This window comes from Monashia sp. HAY1-11D (genome assembly GCF_056868035.1).
Map to the genome: position 1 here is coordinate 188495 of NZ_CP200320.1, position 17649 is coordinate 206143.

Consider the following 17649-nt stretch of genomic DNA (forward strand, 5'->3'; position numbering starts at 1 on the left):
GGACGGGATGAGCGCGACCCAGCGCGCCGGACAGCTCATCATGGTCGGACTCGACGCCGATGCGGACCGCACGAGCCTCGACGCGCTCGTCCAGGCCCGCCACCTCGGCGGCGTCATCCTCCTCGGCGGGTGGCACGCCGGGGCCGCCCACGTCGAGGCCACGACCCGCCACCTCGCCTCGCTCGCCGGACCCGCCACGGCCGGGCTGGGCCTGCTCGTCGCCGCCGACCAGGAGGGCGGCGCCGTGCAGCAGCTGCAGGGCGAGGGCTTCAGCACCATCCCCTCGGCCCTCGACCAGACCCGGGACGGCGCCACGGGCCTCGAGGCCGACGCCGCGCGCTGGGCCCGGCAGCTGGCCGCCGCCGGCGTCAACGTCAACCTCGCCCCGGTCGCCGACACCGTGCCCGACTCGGTCGGCCGCGCCAACCAGCCGATCGGCCGGTACGGGCGCGAGTTCTCGGACGACCCGGCCACCAACGCGCGGATGGTCGCCGCGTTCGTGCGCGGCATGCGGGCCGGGGACGTCGCCGCCACCGTCAAGCACTTTCCCGGCCTCGGCCGCATCACCGGCAACACCGACGTGACCGCCACCGGTATCACCGACGGCACGACGACCACGGACGACCCCTACCTCGAGCCGTTCGAGTCGGGCATCCGCGCCGGCGCCGACCTCGTCATGGTCGGCTCGGCGATCTACAGCCGCATCGACCCCGGGACGAACGCCATGTTCTCCCGGGCCGTGATCACCGACCTGTTGCGGGGCCGCCTCGGCTACGACGGCGTCGTCATCACCGACGACGTCGGCGCCGCGAAGGCCGTCGCCGCCGTGCCGACCGGCGAGCGTGCGACGCGTTTCGTCGCAGCCGGCGGCGACATCGTCCTCACCGCACGACCCTCGACGGTCGGCGCGATGCACCGGGCCCTCAAGGCGGCCATCGCGGCGGACCCCGGGTTCGCGGCGAAGGTGCAGGCCGCCGCGACCCGGGTCGTCGACCTCAAGGTCCGGATGGGGCTGGCCCGCTGCAACTGACGAGGCGCGCGGCCGCTCTCAGGCGCTGACCGCCTCGACGGGCATCGAGGAGTCGGTCGGCAGCCCGAGGTCGCTCGGCGCACGTCCCTTGGCCACCATCTGCGCCCCGAGCGCTGCGACCATCGCGCCGTTGTCGGTGCACAGGCCCGGACGCGGCACCCGCAGCGTCACCCCGGCCCTGGCGCAGCGCTCCTCAGCGAGGGCCCGCAGGCGCGAGTTGGCGGCGACGCCGCCGCCGATGAGGAGGTGGTCGACGTCGTTGTCCTTGCACGCGAGCAGCGCCTTGCGGGTCAGGACGTCGACGACGGCCTCCTGGAAGCTGGCCGCGACGTCGGCCACGGGTATCGCCTCCCCCGCGCGCTGACGCGTCTCGACCCACCGTGCGACGGCGGTCTTGAGGCCCGAGAAGGAGAAGTCGAACCGGTGCCGCTCGAGGTCGCGCCCGGTCGTCAGTCCGCGCGGGAAGTCGATGGCGACGCGGTTGCCCTCGCGCGCGACCCGGTCGACGTGCGGTCCGCCCGGGAACGGCAGCCCGAGGACGCGGGCCACCTTGTCGAAGGCCTCCCCCGCAGCGTCGTCCATCGTCGCACCCAGCGAGCGGACGTCACCCGTGACGTCGGGCACGAGCAGCAGGGAGGAGTGCCCGCCCGAGACGAGCATCGCCATCGTCGGCTCGGGCAGCGGGCCGTGCTCGACGATGTCGACGGCGACGTGCGAGGCGAGGTGGTTGACGCCGTAGATCGGCCTGTCGAGGGCGACGGCCAGCGCCTTGGCCGACGCGACGCCGACGAGGAGCGCACCGGCGAGGCCGGGCCCGCTGGTGACCGCGATGGCGTCGAGGTCGCGCAGCGTGACGCCCGCCTCGCGGCACGCGCGCTCGATCGTCGGGACCATCGCCTCGAGGTGCGCGCGGCTCGCGACCTCCGGTACGACACCGCCGAAGCGCGCGTGCTCGTCGACGCTGCTGGCGACGGTGTCGACGAGCAGCGTCTGGCCGTGGACGATCCCGACCCCGGTCTCGTCGCAGGACGTCTCGATGCCGAGGACGAGCGGCTCGTCAGCCATGGGTCTCCTTCCCGAGCAGGAGGCGCATGACGAGGGCGTCGACGCCTCCGGGCTGGTAGTAGCGGCGGCGGACCGAGATGACCTCGAACCCGGCGCGGTCGTAGAGGCGGCGGGCGGCGTCGTTGTCGGCGCGCACCTCGAGCAGGACCGCCTCGACGCCGTGGGCGCGGGCGCGTCGGAGCAGCTCCTCGAGCAGGAGCCGGCCGACGCCGCGCGCCTGGTGGGTCGGCGCCGTGGCGACGGTCATGACATCGGCGGTCTCGCCGGCGAGGTCGAGGCCGGCGTACCCGGCGACGGCGCCACCGGCATCGAGCGCGACGACGTACTCGCGGCGCGGCCGGGCGGCGAGCTCGGACCACCACGTCTGCGGGGACCACGCGTCGTCGGCGAACAGCTGCTCCTCCAGCGCGGCCAGCGTCGGCAGGTCGGTCCACTCGAGCTCGCGCAGGATGACGCCCTGGGCGGGGACCGGGCCCGGTGTCGCCACGGCGCTCACCCGAGCGTCGACTTGGTCGAGGGGGCGGCCGGAGCGGCGTCGGGACGGCGCAGGTAGAGCGGCTCGAGACCGTCGAAGCCGTCCCCGGGGTCGACGAGCTGCAGGGTGGCTGCACCGGACGCGGGCGTCGTCGCGCCACCGGCTCCGAGGCGTCGCACCGCGAGGTCGGCGAGCGCGCCGGCATCGACGTCGAGCGGCTCGACGGCGCCGGGGAGCGCGTCGGGGTAGAGCAGCGGACCGCGTCCGGCCGCCGGCAGGTCGCGCAGGTCGGGCTCGAGGTCTCCCGCGCGAGCGACGACCGGGTCGAGGACGCGGATGGCACCGGCGTCGTCCAGCGCGTACCGCGCGGCGTAGACCTCCTTGCGGCGGGCGTCGGTCGCGACGAGCAGGTCGCCACGACGCCCGCCGAGCCACGCCTCGTGCGCGATGGCGTCGAGGCTCGTCAGTCCGCGCACCGGCAGCCCGAGCGCGAAGCCGAAGGTGCGCCCGGTGACGATCCCGACGCGCAGCCCGGTGAACGGGCCCGGGCCGATGCCGACGACGACGTGCGTGACGTCGGCCGGTGCGGCGTCCACGTCGGCGAGGACCGACCGGATCCCGGGGGCGAGGTGCTCGGCGTGGGCTCGCGCGTCGAGGGTCGTGGCCCGGGCCAGGACCGACGACCCGTCGTGCAGGGCGACGGTGATGGCCGTCGTCGAGGTGTCGATGGCGAGCAGGAGCACGCGCGTCAGGCTATCCGAGGCGTGCCCGCACTCATGACGAGGCGGTGGGGTCGTGGGCGAGGTCCTCGAGCACCGCGTCCCAGCGCGACCCGACGCCGTCGATGCGCACCGTGCGCACGTCGTCACCGGTCAGCGTCAGCTCGAGCCGCTCGTCGTTCAGCTGCTCGGCCAGGCCGGCTCCCCACTCGACGACGGTGACGCTCGCCTCGAGGTCCGCGTCGAGGTCGAGGTCGTCCAGCTCGATCGCGCTGCCGAGACGGTAGGCGTCGACGTGCACGAGGGCCGGGCCACCGACGAGCGAGGGATGGACCCGGGCGATGACGAACGTCGGCGAGGTGATCGGGCCGCGCACCCCCAGCCCCTCGGCGATGCCCTGGGTCAGGGTCGTCTTGCCGGCGCCGAGGTCGCCGGTGAGGACGAGGAGGTCACCGCCGCACAGGAGGCGCCCGAGCCGGCGTCCGAACGCCTGGGTGTCCTCGGTCGACCGCCAGGTCAGCGTCGCCGTGGCCGCCACGACTCAGCCCTCGCGCGCCGGGCGAGCCGCCCGGCCGCGCCTGCCGCGTCGGCGCTGCAGGCGGACGAGGTCGTCGGCCTGCTGTTCGAGGCGACGCTGCCGGCGCGTCTTGGCGACGTCGGTGACGATGCGGCGCACCCGGGGCTGGCGCTCCACGGGGAGCTCCTCGGCGCGGGCGCGCGCCGACTGCTCGACGAGGGCGACGAGCTGCGCGTTCAGCAGGTCGGGGTGCTCGAGCATGATGACGTGGCCGGCGTCGTTGACGACGACGTGCTCGGCACCCGGGATCGCCTCGACGATGAGCTCGCTGTGCGAGGGCGGCGTCAGGATGTCCTCGCGGCCGTTGAAGACGAGCACGATGGCGTGCCGGAAGGCGGCGAGGGCCGGACGCTTGTCGAACCCGTCGAAGGTCTTGATGTAGTCGTTGACGACGTCGAGCGGCGTGCCGAGGAGCATGTCCGCCGTGTAGCGCACGACCGAGCGCGGCACCGGCGAGTGGAACGAGTTCTGCTCGACGAGGAAGTGCTCGAGGTCGCGGCCGACCCGCCGGATCCGTGAGAACAGCTCGGGCCGGGCGCTGAGCGGCGTCAGGACGCTCGGGCCGAGCCGCTCGAGCATGAGGCGGCCGAAGGTCGCCATCCGGCCGCCCGCGGCCAGCGTCAGGCCGCCGGCGCTCGTGGCCACGAAGGCCGCCCCGACGACGCGTTCGCTGACGAGCGCCGGGTCCTGCTCGGCGAGGGCCATCATCGTCATGCCGCCCATCGAGTGGCCGACGAGGACGAGGTCACCGGTCGGGGCCTGCTCGGCGATGACCTGGTGCAGGTCGGCCCCGATGCGGTCGATGGTGTAGCTGTCCTTCTCGCCGCCGGCCGAGCGCCCGTGGCCGCGCTGGTCCCAGCTGACGACCCGGAAGCCGGCCGCCCGGAGGGCGCGCCGCTGGTAGACCCAGCAGCGCAGGCTGAGGCAGTAGCCGTGCGTCAGCACGACGGTCGGCAGCTCGTCGGCGCGTCCGTGGCGCGTCGTGCCGCGAGCGGCCGCGGCGGCGACCTCCGGGTCCGGCACGTCGACCTCGACGTGCAGCGCGACACCGTCGCTCGTCAGGACGATGTGCTCCTCGTCGGGGGTGATGTCGAGCAGCTCGGGCGTCTCGAGGGCGGCCATCGCGGCACGGTGCTTGCCCGCCCGGTCGGCGGCGATCCCCGCGGCGACGCCGGCCGCGACGCCCGCGGCCACGCCGAGGCCGGCGGCGGCGATCCCGAGCACCGGGTTTCGCCTCTGCCCTTCGGTCATGCCTCGCCCTTCGTCGCTGCGGCGCCGGGCGCGCCGTCGGCGGGGGACGTACCCGCGTCATGGCGTCCGCCCACATGGATCCGGGGCACACGTGGACCGAGCCGGGTGACGATCTCGTAGCTGATGGTGTCCGTCGCGTCGGCCCAGTCCTGGGCGGTCGGCTCGTCCGGCCCGCCGCCGAACAGCGTCACGACGTCACCGGCCTGCGCCCGGGCGTCGGGACCGAGGTCGAGGACGAACTGGTCCATGCAGACGCGTCCGGCGATCGTCGTGCGAAGGTCACCGGCCTGCACCGGACCGACGTTCGTCGCGTTGCGCGGGATGCCGTCGGCGTACCCGGCGGGCACCAGGCCGACGACGGTGTCGACCGTGGGGGTGTACGCGTGCCCGTAGCTGATGCCCTGGCCCGCGGGCAGCCGCTTGACCAGGGCGAGCCGGGCCCGGACCGTCATGACCGGGCGCAGGCCGAAGTCGTCGTCGACCTGCGGCACCGGCGTCAGGCCGTACATGGCGATCCCGGGACGCACGAGGTCGGCGTGGGCGGAGGGGTGCACGAGCGTGGCGGCCGAGTTGGCCAGGTGTCGCACCTCGGGGCGCAGACCGGCGCGCTCCCCCTCGGCCACGGCCTCGAAGAAGCGCTCCTGCTGGGCGAGGACGGTCGGGTGCTCGGGGGCGTCCGCGTGCGCGAAGTGGGTCCAGATGCCGACGACGCTGACGGCGCCCTCGGCCTCGAGGCGTCGGGCGTGGTCGACGAGCGTGGTCCAGTCGGCGCCGTACGCACCGCCGCGGCCCAGGCCGCTGTCGACCTTGAGGTGCACCCGCGCCGCGCGTCCCAGGGACCGCGCCGCCGCCGCGACCTCGTCGAGCACCCACGGGGCGGACGCGGACAGGTCGATGTCGCGGGCGATGGCCCCGGCGAAGTCGCTGCCCGGCACGCTGAGCCAGGTCAGCATCCGAGCCGTGAGGCCGGCGTCGCGCAGGGCGAAGGCCTCGGCGAACTGGGCGGCCCCGAGCCAGGTCGCACCGGCGGCGACCGCGGTCCGGGCCACGGGCAGCAGGCCGTGACCGTAGGCGTCGGCCTTGACGACGGCCATGAACTCCGAGGAGGGCGCGAGCGCGCGCAGGGTGGCGACGTTGGCGGCGAGCGCGTCGAGGTCGACCTCGGCCCACACGGTGGTGCCGTGGGTCGATGCGAGGGGGTCGGCGGTCGTCGGCGTCGCGGTGGGCGCTGCGGGCGCGGCGGGCGCGGTGGGCGCGCCGGGTCCGGTGGTGTCGGTCGTGCTCATCGGGTGCAGTCTCGCAGGTTCGGCACCCGGTTCGGGTCGGCGGGTCACCGGGCGTCGCGCCGGACGCCCGGCGTCACTCCGGGGCGGAGCGGCCCCGGTGGAGCAGGTCGCGCACCGTGGGCCGGATGCCGTGTGCGACGGCCAGCGCCCGCAGGGGGCCGCCCCGGGCCACCCGGTCGGCCGTGACGCCGTGCACGAGCGCCCCGAGCGCGGCGGCGTCATGCGGTCGCAGGCCGGAGGCGAGGAGCGTGCCGATGATCCCGGAGAGCACGTCCCCCGCGCCGGCGGTCGCGAGCCACGGCGGGGCGTCGGCCTGCGAGCGCACCGGCCGGCCCGGCGTCACGACGAGCGTCGTCGCGCCCTTGAGCAGGACGGTGGCGCCGGTCAGGGCGGCGAGGCGGCGTGCGTGGTGCAGTGGCTGGGCACGGACCGCGTCGGGCGTCACGTCGGGCGCGTCCGACGCGGGGCCGGTGACGGACCTTCCGCCACCGTCCACGCTCGGCGGTTGCGCCGCGACGTCCGAACCTCCGTCATCGGTCCCGGCGGAGCGACGCTCGAGGCGGGTGAGCAGCCGGGCGAGCTCGCCCGCGTGCGGCGTCAGCACCGTGGGGGCCTCCCGCCGGCCGGCGACGAGGTCGAGGCCACCGGCGTCGACGAGGACGGGCAGGTCGCTCGCGAGGGCCGCACGGGCCACGGCGAGCTGGGCCGCGGCGTCCGCAGCGGCGTCCGTGACGCCGTCGGCGCTCGACGCGTCGAGCCCGGGTCCGAGGACCCACGCCTGGACGCGCCCGTCGCCGGTGACCGCCTCGGGCACGGCCTGGCGCACGAGGGCGGTCGGGGTCGGGGTGCCGACGTACCGGAGCATTCCGACGCCCGCCTCGGCGGCCGCCGTCGTGCACAGCACCGCCGCACCGGTGTAGGACTCGCCGCCCGCGACGACGCCGAGGACGCCGCGCGAGTACTTGTCGTCGGACTGTCGCGGGACCGGCCACAGCCGAGCGACGTCGGCGTGGGTCAGCCGCTCGACGGCCGGGTCGATGCCGTCGAGGTCCAGGCCGATGTCGACGACGGTGAGCCGGCCCGACGCGGCCTCGCCGGGCGGGAGCAGGTGCACCGGCTTGGGCGCGCCGAACGTCACCGTCTCGTCGGCCCACACGGCGTCGTCGGCGTCGTCGGTGTCAACGGCATCGACAGCGCCGGCGTCGGCGGTGGCCGACGGCTCGGCCCACCCTCCGTCGGGGTCGAGACCGCTCGCGACGTCGACGGCCAGCACCCAGGCGTCGTCGTCCACGGCGTCGACGAGCCGTGCGGCGTCGGGCCGCAGACCCGGCCGGCCACCGATGCCCACGATGCCGTCGAGCACGACGTCCGCCTCGGCCACGGCCCGCTCGGAGCCCGCCGGGTCCTGCGCCACGACATGGACCACGGTGCCGGCGTCCTCGGCGGCCGCCAGTCCGGCGGCGTGGACGCCGTCGCGGCCGCCGGACGGCAGCAGGACGACGGCCGCGGGATACCCGGCCTCGGCCAGGTGGGCCACGGCGAAAAGGGTGTCGCCGCCGTTCGCGCCGGCGCCGACGAGGCCGACGACGGTGGCGCCGTCGTGGTCGGCGAGCCGAGCGGCCGCGACCTCGGCCAGCCCCCGCGCCGCACGCTGCATCAGCTCGCCCTCGGGCAGCTCGGCCATGGCTGCCCGCTCGGCGGCGCGGATGGTCTTCACGTCGTAGGCACGGATCATCGGCTCTCCTCGGTGCAGGTCGGTCGGCGCGCCGCCGCCGGCTGTGCGACTCGGTCGGGCGGTCAGCCCTCGGCGACGACGACCGCGGACGCGACGCCGGCGTCGTGGGACAGGGACACGTGGAAGCTGTCGACGCCGAGGTCGCTCGCGCGGGCCTGCACGGTGCCGCCGATCTCGAGCGAGGGCCTGCCGTCGTCGTTCGTCACGATGCGCGCGTCGGTCCAGTGCAATCCGACGGGCGCACCGAGCGCCTTGGCCAGGGCCTCCTTGGCCGCGAACCGCGCGGCGAGCGAGGCGATGCCGAGCCCACGCTCCTCCGGCGTGAAGAGCCGCTCGCGCAGCGCCGGCGTGCGCTCGAGCGTCTGCTCGAAGCGCGCGATGTCGACGACGTCGATGCCGACCCCGACGATCACGTCACTCGACCGTGACGGACTTGGCGAGGTTGCGTGGCTGGTCGACGTCGAGGCCCTTGGCGGTGGACAGCCACAGCGCGAAGACCTGCAGCGGCACGACGGTGAGCAGCGGGGCGAGCAGCGGCGAGGTGGCAGGGACCCGGATCACCTCGTCGGCGAACGGCTCGACGGCGTCGTCGCCCTCCTCGGCGATGACGAGGGTGCGGGCGCCGCGGGCGCGGATCTCCTGGATGTTGCTGACGACCTTGCCGTGCAGGCCGTGCTCGCTCGTCGGCGAGGGCACGACGACGAAGACCGGTTGCCCCGGTTCGATGAGCGCGATCGGGCCGTGCTTGAGCTCGCCCGCCGCGAAGCCCTCGGCGTGGATGTAGGCGAGCTCCTTGAGCTTCAGCGCCCCCTCCATGGCGACGGGATAGCCGACGTGGCGCCCCAGGAAGAGCACCGAGCGGGTGTCGGCCATGAAGCCGGCGATCTCCTTGACCCGGCCCATCTGCGCGAGCAGCGCCTCGATCTTGGGCGGGACCTCGGCCAGCTCCTTCATGACCGCGGCCGCGTCGTCGGCGAACGAGCCGCCACGCAGCTGCGCGAGGTAGAGCCCGAGCACGTAGCTCGCCGTGATCTGGGCGAGGAAGGCCTTGGTCGAGGCCACGGCGATCTCGGGCCCGGCGTGCGTGTAGAGCACGGCGTCGGACTCGCGCGGGATCGTCGACCCGTGGGTGTTGCAGATCGAGATGGTCAGGGCACCGAGGTCCCGGGCGTGCTTGACGGCCATGAGGGTGTCCATCGTCTCGCCGGACTGGCTGATCGAGACGACGAGCGTGCGCTCGTTGACGATCGGGTCGCAGTAGCGGAACTCGTGGGCGAGGGCGACCTCGACCGGGATGCGCGTCCAGTGCTCGATGGCGTACTTCGCCGTCATGCCGGCGTAGGCCGCGGTGCCGCAGGCGACGATCGTGATCCGGTCGACGCGCTTGAGCTGCTCCTCGGAGATCCGCAGCTCATCGAGGATGAGCCGGCCCTCGGGGTCGGTGCGCCCGAGGAGCGTGTCGCGCACGGCATGGGGCTGGTCGTTGATCTCCTTCTCCATGAAGGTCGCGTAGCCGCCCTTCTCGGCGGCGGCGGCGTCCCACGTGACCTCGTAGGCCTTGCCCTCGGCGGGGGTCCCGTCGAAGTTGACGACGGTCGCGCCCTCCGGGGTGATCGTGACGATCTGGTCCTGGGCCAGCTCGAGGGCATGGCGGGTGTGGCCGATGAAGGCCGCGACGTCGGAGCCGAGGTAGTTGGCGTCCTCTCCCAGCCCCACGACGAGCGGGCTGTTGCGGCGTGCGCCGACGACGACGTCCGGCTGGTCGGCGTGGATGGCCAGGAGCGTGAACGCCCCCTCGAGGTCGGCGACCACCGTGCGCATCGCCGCCGTGAGGTCACCCTCGGCGTCGTAGGCGCGGGCGACGAGGTGGGCGACGACCTCGGTGTCGGTCTCGCTGGCGAAGGTGACCCCGTCGTCGAGCAGCCCCTTCTTCAGCGCGTGGAAGTTCTCGATGATGCCGTTGTGGATGAGGGCCAGCTTGCCGTCGCGCCCGCCGCGGTGCGGGTGCGCGTTCTCGTCGGTCGGGCCGCCGTGCGTGGCCCAGCGGGTGTGCCCGATGCCGGTCGTCGACGTGGGCAGCGGGTGCTCCCCGATCTCGGCGGCGAGGCTGGCCAGCTTGCCCGACTTCTTGCGGGTCTCGACGTGGTCGCCGTCGATGAGTGCGACGCCGGCGGAGTCGTAGCCGCGGTACTCGAGCCGGGCGAGTCCCTCCATGACGACGTCGAGCGCCGTCCCGTCGTTCGCGCGTCCGACGTACCCCACGATTCCGCACATGGGGACCAGCCTAGGGGACGGGTCGGCACGCCACTGCCTCGCCCGCGCGGCGGCACCCGGGCACGTCCGACACAATGGCGGCGTGTCGCAGCCAACCAGCCGGCCGTCGCTCGTGCCCGGCCCGGGCGCCGGGGGCCCGAGCTCTCCGGTCCCCTCACCGTACGTCGAGCTCGACCGCGCCGCGTGGTCGCGGCTGCGCGAGAACCACCCGCTCAACCTCGACGACACCGACCTCGCGCGGCTGCAGGGCCTCGGTGACCGCGTCGACCTCAACGAGGTCGAGGAGGTGTACCTCCCCCTGTCGCGCCTGCTCAACTTCTACGTCGGGGCGACCCGCCACCTGCACCAGGTCACGAGCGAGTTCCTCGGCGAACGGCCGGCCAGGACACCCTTCGTCATCGGCGTCGCCGGCTCGGTGGCGGTCGGCAAGTCGACGACGGCCCGCGTCCTTCGCGAGATGCTCGCGCGCTGGCCCGACACCCCGGAGGTCGCGCTCGTGACGACCGACGGGTTCCTCTTCCCGAACGCGACCCTCGAGGAGCGGGGGCTGCTCGGACGCAAGGGCTTCCCCGAGTCCTACGACCGGCGCGCCCTGCTCCGGTTCGTCGCCGACATCAAGTCGGGCCGCGCGGAGGTGTCGGCCCCCGTGTACAGCCACCTGACCTACGACATCGTGCCCGGCGAGCGGATCGTCGTGCGCCAGCCGGACGTGCTCATCATCGAGGGCCTCAACGTGCTCCAGGCGCCCGAGGTGCACCCGGTGAGGGGCACGGGCCTGGCCGTCAGCGACTTCTTCGACTTCTCGGTCTACGTCGACGCCTGGGTCGACGACATCCGCAACTGGTACGTCGAGCGGTTCCTTCGGCTGCGCGAGACCGCGTTCTCGGACCCGCACTCCTACTTCCACCGCTACGCCGTGCTGTCCGACGCCGAAGCCGTCGCGACGGCCAACAGGATCTGGCGCGAGATCAACGGCCCCAACCTCGTCGAGAACATCCAGCCGACGCGCTCGCGGGCGACGCTCGTGCTGACCAAGGGGGCCGACCACGGCGTCCGCCGCGTCCGGCTGCGCAAGATCTGACGCGTCCACCGGTGGGCGGGCCGCTCGTCGCGGCCGGTGGAGTCCGGCCAGTCTGGCTCGGTACGAATGGCTCAGTACCAGTGCGGGGAGCGGGCCTGCCAGGTCGACCACGCGTTGCAGGGGTTGCCGTAGGACATGTCGATGTACCAGAGCCCCCACTTGATCTGGGTCAGCGGGTTGGTGCGCCAGTCGCCCCCGAACTGGGCCATCTTGCGGCCCGGCAGCGACTGTGGGATGCCGTAGGCCCCCGAGGAGGGGTTCTCGGCGAACCAGCGCCAGTCGCTCTCGCCGGTCCACAGGTTGACGAGGCAGTTGTACTGGGCGTCGCTCGTCCACCCGTAGTCGGCCATGAGGACGCGAGCCGCGCCCTTCGGGTCGTCCTTGGCGTGGGCGATGGCCTGCTGCCGCTCGCGCTCGGCCTGGGCGCGCTCGGCGGCCGCCTTGGCCTCGGCGGCCGCGCGGGCCGCCTCCTTCTTCTGGCGCGCCTCGAGGGCGGCGGCGTCACGCAGGCCGGTGGCGGCGATGGCGGTGCGGCGCTCGTTGCGAGACACCGACGCGGCAGCGCGGTAGGTCGTGTCGACGGTCGACGCGCGCGCCAGCTCGTCGGTCTGGGCGACGACGCCCGAGCCGACGACGAACGCGGCCGGGTCGGCGCCGATGAGGTTGGCGGACCGGGCGTAGGCGAAGCCGGAGGCGCCGAGGCCGAGGGCGAGGGCGCCCGCGAGGACGGGCCGGGCGGCGCGGCGCTTGCGCTTCGGGGCTCGGCGGTCCCGGCGGCGGGAGAGGACCTGGGTGTCCTCGGACACGGCGGCGTCCGGGGCGAGGCGGTCGGCGTGGTGCCGGTCCGGCTCGGGACGCGCGGGGACGCCGGGGCGGGGTGCGGGGGTCGACGCGTTGCGGTGGCGGCCTTCGTACCGTGCCATGGAGGTGGGGTCAGCCTTCCTGCGGTGTGGGACACGTCGACCGTCTGCGCGGGTCGGGACCCGCGCAGGGCGCAGGGCAGCGCACCTGGCGGCGGTGGTCGACGGGGTGGAGGGGCGGTGTTCTCGGGCGGGTGACGGCCCGCTCCCCGCAGCCAGGCCGTTACCGTTCCGAGATCTTCAGGGCCCCACCGTGCCAGCCGACCCCACCTCGAGGCAAGTCGGCATCCACAGCAGCGCCACGGTGCACCCGGGTGGCCGCACGGGAAGGGTCCCCGAGCGACGCGCTCGGGGACCCTGTCCTGCGTATGACCAGGGTCACATCTCGATGCCCTCGAGCAGGTCGGTGACCAGGGCGGCGATGGGGCTGCGCTCGCTGCGGGTCAGCGTCACGTGGGCGAAGAGCGGGTGGCCCTTGAGCTTCTCGATGACCGCCGCGACGCCGTCGTGCCGGCCGACCCTGAGGTTGTCGCGCTGGGCGACGTCGTGGGTCAGCACGACCTTGCTGTTCTGCCCGATGCGGGACAGGACCGTCAGCAGGACGTTGCGCTCGAGCGACTGGGCCTCGTCGACGACGACGAACGCGTCGTGCAGGGAGCGACCGCGGATGTGCGTCAGCGGCAGCACCTCGAGCAGCCCGCGGTCCATGACCTCCTCGACGACCTCGGTCGACACGAGCGCCCCGAGGGTGTCGAAGACCGCCTGGCCCCACGGGTTCATCTTCTCCTGCTCGGTGCCGGGCAGGTACCCGAGCTCCTGGCCGCCGACCGCGAACAGCGGGCGGAAGACGATGACCTTGCGCTGCGCCCGCCGCTCCATGACCGACTCGAGGCCGGCGCAGAGGGCGAGCGCCGACTTGCCCGTGCCCGCACGGCCGCCGAGGCTGACGATGCCGATGTCGGGGTCGAGCAGCAGGTCGAGGGCGATGCGCTGCTCGGCGCTGCGGCCGTGGAGGCCGAACGCGTCACGGTCGCCTCGCACGAGCCGGATCTGCTTGTCCGCCCCGACCCGCCCCAGACCGCTTCCCCGCGGCGAGAGCAGGACGAGACCGGTGTGGCAGGGCAGCTCGGCCGCACCAGCGTGCTCGATGCGGCCCCGGTCGTATAGCTGGTCGAGCTCGTCGGTCGTGACCTCGAGCTCCATGAGGCCGGTCCAGCCGGAGTCGACGCCCTGCTCGTGGCGGTACTCCTCCGCCTCGAGACCGCACGCCGAGGCCTTGACCCGCATCGGGAGGTCCTTGCTGACGATCGTGACGTCGGAGCCCTCGTTCGACAGGTTCTTGGCCACCGACAGGATGCGGGTGTCGTTGTCGCCGAGGCGGAACCCGGCCGGCAGCGACATGGGATCGGTGTGGTTGAGCTCGACGCGAAGGGTCCCGCCGGCGTCGCCGACGCGGACCGGCTCGTCGAGGCGCCCGGCGCTGATGCGCAGGTCGTCGAGGAGACGCAGGGCCTGGCGGGCGAAGTAGCCGAGCTCGGGATGGTGTCGCTTGCCCTCGAGCTCGGTGACGACGACGACGGGCAGGACCACCTCGTGCTCGGCGAACCGGAGCATCGCCCGAGGGTCGGACAGGAGCACCGACGTGTCGAGGACGTACGTCTTGTGCGGAGGACGTCGCTTGCGGGTGGTGGCGCGTGTGGAGTCCGCGGCCGGCTTGGTGGTCGTGCTGGCGTAGTCCGTCGTGACCGGACGTGTCGTGCGTGCCATGTCCCACTCCCTACGCGGCGCGCGTCGCGCGCCTACTCGCTCCCGAGATGCCGGGCGGTGACCACCAGAGGGTGGCGCTGGGCCCGGCCCTCCGTCCTGAGCGATCGCTCCATGGGTGGGCCTCCTGGCAACGTCCGACGGGTGTCGGCCGTTGGCACGACGGTACGACCCGGGACCGACGGCGGGGCGCATTGAGCGGCCGGGAGTCGTCGTGTCGCCCGAGTGTTCACCCTGCGGTCACCGCCCCGGCCCCGGCACCGCGGCGTCGGTGATGCGTCGCGGCGGCGGTGGCGCGCCGCGGCAGCCGGCGTCAGGACCAGGGCGAGCGGCCCATGACCCGCACGTACTCCCGCTTCCACGCCCACCGCCGAACGGCGATGCCGAACCCGACGAGCCCGAGGCCACCGAAGATCGCCAGGATGAGGTAGGCGACGCCCATCGCACCCTCGGCCCCCTGGTCGGCGCCCTTCTTGACCATGAGGAAGAAGACGATGCCGAGGACGATGAAGGCGAGGAAGAACAGGGCCATGAGCGCCGGCTCGCGGATCTTGAGCGTGAGCAGTCCGCGGTCCTGGCTGACGTAGGAGAACGGCTCCTTCGGCGGCGTCGGGCCACCGGTGTGCGGGGTGCTCACGCGGGCACCCCCTCGGCGTAGAGGCCGCCGACCGCCTCGAGGAGGCCGGCCTCGTCGACGACGCCACCGGCGCCGGTGCCGGGGCCCGCGACGTCGCGCAGCGCCTCGTAGCCGGAACCGGACCGGCGGATCGCGAGGTTGCTCGCGCCCCCGAGGGTCTGCACCTCGAGGAACACGCCGACGGCCGGGTTGGCCGCGAACCGCTCGCGGACGAGCGACGTGACGAGGGCTGCGCGGTCGACGTCCGGCTCGCCGAGGCGGACGAACCACGACGCGAGCTGCCGGGGCTGCATGAGCGCCGTCACGGCGTCGGACTCGAGGAAGACGGCGACGTCGAGCTGGCTGACGTCCTCGCCGACGAGGCCGATCCGGGTCCACCGCGTCGCCGCGCCGGTGACGTACTCGACGAGCGCCGCGTTCGAGAGGGTCTCGCCGGTGCCGTCGTCCGCGAGCCGGAACCAGCCGCGCGAGGCCAGGCCGGACGCGCCGGCGAGGAGGGCGCCCTCGTCCGCGACGCGTGGGTCGAGCATGAGGATGTGGCGCGAGCGTTCCCCGGCCGGGGTCTCGTGCCGGGACAGCAGGTAGGCCAGCTCGCCGGCGCCGAGGCCGAAGACCTCGTCGGGCAGGTCGAAGGCCGCCAGCGGCGTGCCCTTCATCGGGTCGGACATGGTGCTCCTCGTCGTCCTCGTGCGTCGGGTCGTGCAGTCGTGCCAGTCGTGCCAGTCGTGCGGTCGTGCGGTCGTGCGATGGGTCATGCCGGTCGGCGGCACGGATGTCGGTCGGTCGGCGGTCGTGATGGTGCCAGTCTGGGTGGCGACGGCGCGGACCGCCCGTCAGAAGGGCCAGACCTTCTCGGCGACGTCGCCGACCGCGTCGACGGCGTCGCCGGCCACGTCACCGACCGCGTCGACGGCGTCGGAGGCGACGTCGCCCACGGCGTCGACGGCCTCGGACGTGAAGTCGGAGATGGTGTCCCAGTTGTCGTAGACGAGCTGGCCCACCGCCATGCCGCCCGCGGCGATGCCGCAGACGACGTCGACCGGCGGCGGCGTCATGAGGGCGGCGGCGCCGAGGCCCGTCATGACCGAGTCGTAGCCGGCGCGGCCGTAGTTGCCGTCGGCGATGTCGTTGGCGACGGTGAAGCCGCCGAAGGCGACGCCCACCGGGCCGAGCGCCTTGCCGACCGTGCCGACCGTGCGCGCGAGCGCACCCCCCTCGGCGAGCGAGGGCAGGAACCGGGACAGGGTGCTCCAGTTCTTCGGGTTGAGCGCATCGCCGAACTCCGCGAGACGGCCGGTCTTCCACGCCTGCGACAGGTTCTTGAAGACGCCGAGGTCGCGGTCCCAGCTACCGAGGTTGGACAGGAAGTTGCGGATCTTCATGCCGGTCCCGAGCAGGCCCACCGCGGTGCCGATGCCCTTGATGGGCGTCCAGATGCCCTTGAGGAGGTCGTAGCCGGGGATGCCGCCGTCGTCGCTGCCGTCGCGCCCGCCGGGGCCGAGGGGCCCCGCCCCGCCGGCGCCCGGGCCGCTCGTCGTGTCCTGCTGACCGGCGTTGCGGCGCAGGGCCTCCGCGAGCCGGCCGAGGTCGGTGCCGAACTGCGTCAGCTGGGCGTCGAGCGGGGGCCAGCGGCTCATCAGGTGCTCGAGGTCGCCACCACCCCAGTTGCCCCTGATCGAGTTGACCGCGCGGGTGGCCTCGCCCCGAACGGTCTCGCACTCGCGGGCGTGCGCCGTGATCCGCTCGGCCGCCGAACGCAGCGCGACCGGGTCGGCACCCTTCTTGTAGATGGCCATTGGCTCTCCCCTGTGATGGACGACGTCCGCAACCTATGCACCGGCTCGCCGGGCTGCAATGGGGAGCGGTCCCCGTCGCAGCCGCCGGCCGCCCGTGCTCACGTGCCGAACCGCCGGTGCCGTCCGGCGTAGGCGCGCAGGGCCCGGAGGAAGTCGACGTGCCGGAAGTCGGGCCAGTAGGCCTCGCAGAAGTAGAACTCCGACGTCGCGCTCTGCCAGAGGAGGAACCCGCCGAGGCGCTGCTCCCCCGAGGTCCGGATGACGAGGTCCGGGTCGGGCTGGCCCTTGGTGTAGAGGTGCCCGGCGATGTCCTCGACGGTGATGCCGGCCGCGATCTGCTCGATCGACTCGCCGCGCGCCGCGCGTTCGAGGAGGAGGTCGCGGACCGCGTCGGCGATCTCGCGGCGTCCGCCGTAGCCGACGGCGACGTTGACGGTCATGCCGGTGACGGCGGCGGTGCGCTCGGCCGAGGTGCGCAGGCTCTCGGCCGTCGGCGCGGGCAGCAGGTCGAGCGCGCCGACGATGCGGACGTGCCAGTTGCCGGTGTCGGCGAGGTCGGAGACGGCCGTCTCGATGATGCGCAGGAGCGGCTCGAGCTCCTCCGGGGGGCGGCGCAGGTTGTCGGTCGACAGCAGCCAGAGGGTCACGTACTCGACGCCGGCCTCGCGGCACCACTCGAGCAGCTCCTCGATCTTGTCGGCGCCGGCCTGGTGGCCGGTGGCGGTGCCCTCGCCGCGGGCCTTGGCCCAGCGGCGGTTGCCGTCGAGCATGACGGCGACGTGGCGTGGCAGCAACTCGCGGGGCAGGTCCTTGAGGACCCGGCGCTCGTACGCGCCGTAGACCACATCGCGCCACCCCACGGGGCCTCCTCGTCGGTGTCGGACGTGCCGGTGTCGGACGCCGGGGCGTCGGACCTTCCGGTCGATCGTGCCGGTCGATGCTCGGGCAGCCCCGGTGGGCCACGGCTCCCACCGTACCCCTCGCCCTGTCGCGTCCCGCCGCTGCAGGGTGGCTCGACCCACGTCGTTCACACGACCTTCACAGGAGCTGCTGAGCACCTACTGGTCCGTAACCTACGGTTGCGTAGGTTAGACTCCCC

17 protein-coding genes are annotated in these 17649 nt (G+C 74.0%); 2 read left to right on the top strand and 15 right to left on the bottom strand.

Features of this window, described 5'->3' with window-relative positions:
* Positions 1-7 precede the first annotated feature (7 nt).
* Positions 8-1030: a glycoside hydrolase family 3 N-terminal domain-containing protein gene (locus tag AC1VM9_RS00795; protein ID WP_483120604.1), complete on the top strand. Its 1023-nt coding sequence runs from the start codon at positions 8-10 to the stop codon at positions 1028-1030.
* An 18-nt stretch (positions 1031-1048) separates the two neighbouring features.
* Here AC1VM9_RS00795 and tsaD read toward each other — a convergent pair whose 3' ends face one another.
* From tsaD to glmS, 9 genes are all read right to left on the bottom strand, one after another.
* Entirely contained in the window at positions 1049-2095 is a 1047-nt protein-coding gene (gene tsaD, locus AC1VM9_RS00800; protein ID WP_481341778.1) for a tRNA (adenosine(37)-N6)-threonylcarbamoyltransferase complex transferase subunit TsaD, read from the bottom strand.
* The gene (rimI, locus tag AC1VM9_RS00805) at positions 2088-2582 is read right to left on the bottom strand and encodes a ribosomal protein S18-alanine N-acetyltransferase (RefSeq protein WP_481346696.1); all 495 of its coding nucleotides are present in this window, start codon (positions 2580-2582) and stop codon (positions 2088-2090) included. The genes tsaD and rimI overlap by 8 nt, the downstream gene beginning before the upstream one ends.
* A 5-nt stretch (positions 2583-2587) precedes the next feature.
* The gene (gene tsaB, locus AC1VM9_RS00810) at positions 2588-3313 is read right to left on the bottom strand and encodes a tRNA (adenosine(37)-N6)-threonylcarbamoyltransferase complex dimerization subunit type 1 TsaB (RefSeq protein ID WP_481346695.1); all 726 of its coding nucleotides are present in this window, start codon (positions 3311-3313) and stop codon (positions 2588-2590) included.
* Between the two features lie 31 nt (positions 3314-3344).
* The gene (tsaE, locus tag AC1VM9_RS00815; protein ID WP_483120607.1) at positions 3345-3827 is read right to left on the bottom strand and encodes a tRNA (adenosine(37)-N6)-threonylcarbamoyltransferase complex ATPase subunit type 1 TsaE; all 483 of its coding nucleotides are present in this window, start codon (positions 3825-3827) and stop codon (positions 3345-3347) included.
* Between the two features lie 3 nt (positions 3828-3830).
* The gene (locus AC1VM9_RS00820) at positions 3831-5117 is read right to left on the bottom strand and encodes an alpha/beta fold hydrolase (protein WP_483120608.1); all 1287 of its coding nucleotides are present in this window, start codon (positions 5115-5117) and stop codon (positions 3831-3833) included.
* Positions 5114-6403, bottom strand: coding sequence for an alanine racemase (gene alr / locus AC1VM9_RS00825; RefSeq protein ID WP_483120609.1), 1290 nt, complete (start codon positions 6401-6403; stop codon positions 5114-5116). The genes AC1VM9_RS00820 and alr overlap by 4 nt, the downstream gene beginning before the upstream one ends.
* 73 nt (positions 6404-6476) lie before the next feature.
* Positions 6477-8138 (bottom strand): NAD(P)H-hydrate dehydratase, encoded by a 1662-nt coding sequence (locus AC1VM9_RS00830; protein ID WP_483120611.1) that lies wholly within the window; start codon positions 8136-8138, stop codon positions 6477-6479.
* A 62-nt stretch (positions 8139-8200) separates the two neighbouring features.
* The gene (locus AC1VM9_RS00835) at positions 8201-8551 is read right to left on the bottom strand and encodes a holo-ACP synthase (protein WP_481341771.1); all 351 of its coding nucleotides are present in this window, start codon (positions 8549-8551) and stop codon (positions 8201-8203) included.
* A 1-nt stretch (position 8552) separates the two neighbouring features.
* Positions 8553-10412, bottom strand: coding sequence for a glutamine--fructose-6-phosphate transaminase (isomerizing) (glmS, locus tag AC1VM9_RS00840; protein ID WP_481341770.1), 1860 nt, complete (start codon positions 10410-10412; stop codon positions 8553-8555).
* 82 nt (positions 10413-10494) lie between these two features.
* On the opposite strand from glmS, the gene coaA reads away from it, so the two are divergent.
* Positions 10495-11493 carry a type I pantothenate kinase gene (gene coaA / locus AC1VM9_RS00845; RefSeq protein WP_481346579.1) on the top strand — a complete coding sequence of 333 codons (999 nt, stop codon included), beginning with the start codon at positions 10495-10497 and terminating at the stop codon, positions 11491-11493.
* Between the two features lie 71 nt (positions 11494-11564).
* Here coaA and AC1VM9_RS00850 read toward each other — a convergent pair whose 3' ends face one another.
* From AC1VM9_RS00850 to AC1VM9_RS00875, 6 genes are all read right to left on the bottom strand, one after another.
* A complete protein-coding gene (locus AC1VM9_RS00850; RefSeq protein ID WP_483120614.1) occupies positions 11565-12416 on the bottom strand; it encodes an aggregation-promoting factor C-terminal-like domain-containing protein in 852 nt (283 codons plus the stop codon).
* Between the two features lie 315 nt (positions 12417-12731).
* Positions 12732-13967 carry an RNA 5'-3' helicase PhoH2 gene (gene phoH2, locus AC1VM9_RS00855; protein ID WP_483123944.1) on the bottom strand — a complete coding sequence of 412 codons (1236 nt, stop codon included), beginning with the start codon at positions 13965-13967 and terminating at the stop codon, positions 12732-12734.
* A gap of 463 nt (positions 13968-14430) precedes the next feature.
* The gene (locus AC1VM9_RS00860) at positions 14431-14754 is read right to left on the bottom strand and encodes a hypothetical protein (RefSeq protein WP_483120615.1); all 324 of its coding nucleotides are present in this window, start codon (positions 14752-14754) and stop codon (positions 14431-14433) included.
* Positions 14751-15422, bottom strand: coding sequence for a hypothetical protein (locus tag AC1VM9_RS00865; protein WP_483120617.1), 672 nt, complete (start codon positions 15420-15422; stop codon positions 14751-14753). Before AC1VM9_RS00865 ends, AC1VM9_RS00860 begins: the two co-directional genes overlap by 4 nt.
* A 165-nt stretch (positions 15423-15587) precedes the next feature.
* A complete protein-coding gene (locus tag AC1VM9_RS00870; RefSeq protein WP_483120619.1) occupies positions 15588-16550 on the bottom strand; it encodes a WXG100 family type VII secretion target in 963 nt (320 codons plus the stop codon).
* Positions 16551-16648: 98 nt separating this feature from the next.
* Entirely contained in the window at positions 16649-17410 is a 762-nt protein-coding gene (locus AC1VM9_RS00875) for an isoprenyl transferase (RefSeq protein WP_483120621.1), read from the bottom strand.
* Positions 17411-17649 lie beyond the last annotated feature (239 nt).

Coding starts and splice junctions, on each gene's coding strand:
- AC1VM9_RS00870 (WP_483120619.1), bottom strand. CDS start 16,550: ATGGCCATCTACAAGAAGGGTGCCGACCCGGTCGCGCTGCGTTCGGCG.
- AC1VM9_RS00795 (WP_483120604.1), top strand. CDS start 8: ATGAGCGCGACCCAGCGCGCCGGACAGCTCATCATGGTCGGACTCGAC.
- glmS (WP_481341770.1), bottom strand. CDS start 10,412: ATGTGCGGAATCGTGGGGTACGTCGGACGCGCGAACGACGGGACGGCG.
- AC1VM9_RS00830 (WP_483120611.1), bottom strand. CDS start 8,138: ATGATCCGTGCCTACGACGTGAAGACCATCCGCGCCGCCGAGCGGGCA.
- AC1VM9_RS00850 (WP_483120614.1), bottom strand. CDS start 12,416: ATGGCACGGTACGAAGGCCGCCACCGCAACGCGTCGACCCCCGCACCC.
- phoH2 (WP_483123944.1), bottom strand. CDS start 13,967: ATGCTCCGGTTCGCCGAGCACGAGGTGGTCCTGCCCGTCGTCGTCGTC.
- AC1VM9_RS00865 (WP_483120617.1), bottom strand. CDS start 15,422: ATGTCCGACCCGATGAAGGGCACGCCGCTGGCGGCCTTCGACCTGCCC.
- AC1VM9_RS00820 (WP_483120608.1), bottom strand. CDS start 5,117: ATGACCGAAGGGCAGAGGCGAAACCCGGTGCTCGGGATCGCCGCCGCC.
- alr (WP_483120609.1), bottom strand. CDS start 6,403: ATGAGCACGACCGACACCACCGGACCCGGCGCGCCCACCGCGCCCGCC.
- tsaD (WP_481341778.1), bottom strand. CDS start 2,095: ATGGCTGACGAGCCGCTCGTCCTCGGCATCGAGACGTCCTGCGACGAG.